Here is a 2,203-nt window from a genome sequence, read left to right as displayed (position 1 = left end):
CCGCACCCAGGATGGACAGACCCTCCGCGTTATCAAAAAATAACGGCTGAGTAGCATCATAAGGGAAGTGCTGCCATCAGGCGTAGCGTAGCACTTCCCTTACCACTGCTCCTTGTGATGATTGATGAATACCCACTCAGCTCCGCGATAAAGTGGGTAATAGCCATTAAGTTTTTCAACCACTCCATTTCATGAACAAACTACATAAATCTTTCCTCACGCTGCTGCTCTCGGCGCTTTACCTGAACTCAGGGCATGCGCAAACCGGAGCCGCGTTGTGGAACGCCTACGTTGCGAATCCGGACAACCATCCCAACATTCCCAACTGCTCCTACGCCGGCTACCGGACGGGCAATGTTCCGCTGCCCAGCCCTTCGAGCACAGTTTACAACGTCAAAAATGCCCCGTATAACGCGGCCGGCAATGGCACTACGGATGATGCCCCGGCCATTCAGGCTGCAATTGAGGCGGCCGGAGCGGCCGGCGGTGGTATTGTATTCGTGCCGGCCGGCACCTTCCTGCTGAACAATTTTCTGCACATCAAATACAGCAACGTCGTGCTGCGGGGTGCGGGCAGAGATTTGACTACCCTGGACTTCAGCAAATCCCTGCAAAACATCAAGGGCGACTTTATCACCGAAGGTAGCGACTACGGGTGGTGGTGGTCCGGTGGCCTGGTTTGGATAGGGCCTGGTGATACGTTTGATGCGAACGGTAAAGTCGCCCTTGCCAGTACAACTACACAAAGCTGGGAATATTGGAAAGCTGGCCCCGTGCTCACAACCGTAGCCGGAACTGCGGCAAGAGGCGCAAAGACGATAACGGTGAACAATGCTTCCGGCCTGTCGGCCGGGGCAAAGGTCCTACTGACCTGGGAAAACCCTGCGGATAAAAGCTTGCTAAAGCACATTTACGGGCACGTTCCTACTGAGGGAGGAATTGATAGCGGTGCGGGTGGCGTCGGAAATTCTTCGGCCATTGTTGCCCCTCAATACCCACGGTTCCAATGGACGGTGGAAATCGCCAGTGTGTCAGGCAATCAGGTGACGCTGGTTCAGCCGTTGCGCATCGACATCAGGACCAACTGGAACGTACGCTTCGAACAGCTAGGTAATTCTATTACCGAGTCGGGCATTGAAGACCTCCGCCTGAAAGGCCACGCCGAACTGACGCACAAGCACCTTACCAAACCCACCAGCACGATAGGCGGCTGGAATGGCGTATACGTAAACCGTTCCTGGAACTGCTGGGTGAAAAACGTAGCCACTACCAGCATGGAGAACGGGGTTATTCTGGCGGCCACTAAAAACGTGACCGTTCGCAGCGTCCTCGTCGACGGCCCGGAACAGAACCACCACTCATTCGCGTGCCGGGTAAACGCGCACGATAACCTCTTCGAGGATTATGCGGTAAATGGTCCGCGCCGCGCACGGCACGGTACGAACACCGAATGGCTGTCCAGCGGCAACGTATGGAGCCGTGGCGTGCAGAAATGCGGCACGTTCGATTCTCACCGGGCTTTGTCTTTTGACCTCATCCGGACCGAATGCACCGTGTCTAATGACGCCGGCTCGGTACCCGGTGGCGGTGGCGGCGCGGGCGCCTACATTGGGCGCAGAGCCGCACTTTGGAACATCCTGGAGTCTATTGACCCCAACTACACCCTCCAGGATAGGAACTCCCGCGGCGGAGAGGATATTCACGAGCCCAAGCAATATTCTATGGGCGTACTGGTAGGTGTGCGGGGCTCGGCCCTCAATACCAGCGAAGGCGAATCGATGCCCCTCGGCGACAAGGGAACCATCGTGGCCGATGATGGAATCGTGCCCGGTATCGTAAACCTTTACGAGGCACAAAAGAACCTCCGGGCCAATGGAACAACANTCGAACGCGTCGCCGAGTGTGAGCCTGACGAGCCCGACGGCCAACGCCACCTTCGCCGCTGGCAGCACGGTTGCTCTCGCCGCCACCGCCGCCGACACCGACGGCAGCATCGCCAAAGTCGAGTTCTTCCAGGGCACCACCAAGCTCGGCGAAGACACGACCAGCCCCTTCGCCTTCACCTGGACCGCCGCCACGGCCGGCACCTTCGCCCTCACGGCCAAAGCCACCGACAACGCCGGTGCCAGCACCAGCTCCGCCCCCGTTAGCATCACCGTCACCGGCCCCACTACCCCACCCAGCGCCACGCTCGGCCGCATCC

1 protein-coding gene and 1 pseudogene are annotated in these 2,203 nt (G+C 58.4%); both read left to right on the top strand.

Translation table 11 applies throughout. The features are described 5' to 3' along the window. Positions 1–191: 191 nt before the first annotated feature. Positions 192–695, top strand: a pseudogene (locus WX88_RS32295) (glycosyl hydrolase family 28-related protein); the annotation flags it as partial. Between the two features lie 1,177 nt (positions 696–1,872). Then, positions 1,873–2,203: Ig-like domain-containing protein (locus tag WX88_RS32290; RefSeq protein WP_394331770.1), on the top strand; the 331-nt coding region annotated here is incomplete at its 3' end.

It is taken from the genome of Hymenobacter terrenus (assembly GCF_000972495.1).
GTDB lineage: Bacteria > Bacteroidota > Bacteroidia > Cytophagales > Hymenobacteraceae > Hymenobacter > Hymenobacter terrenus.
This window is presented reverse-complemented; position numbering and strand designations above follow the sequence as displayed.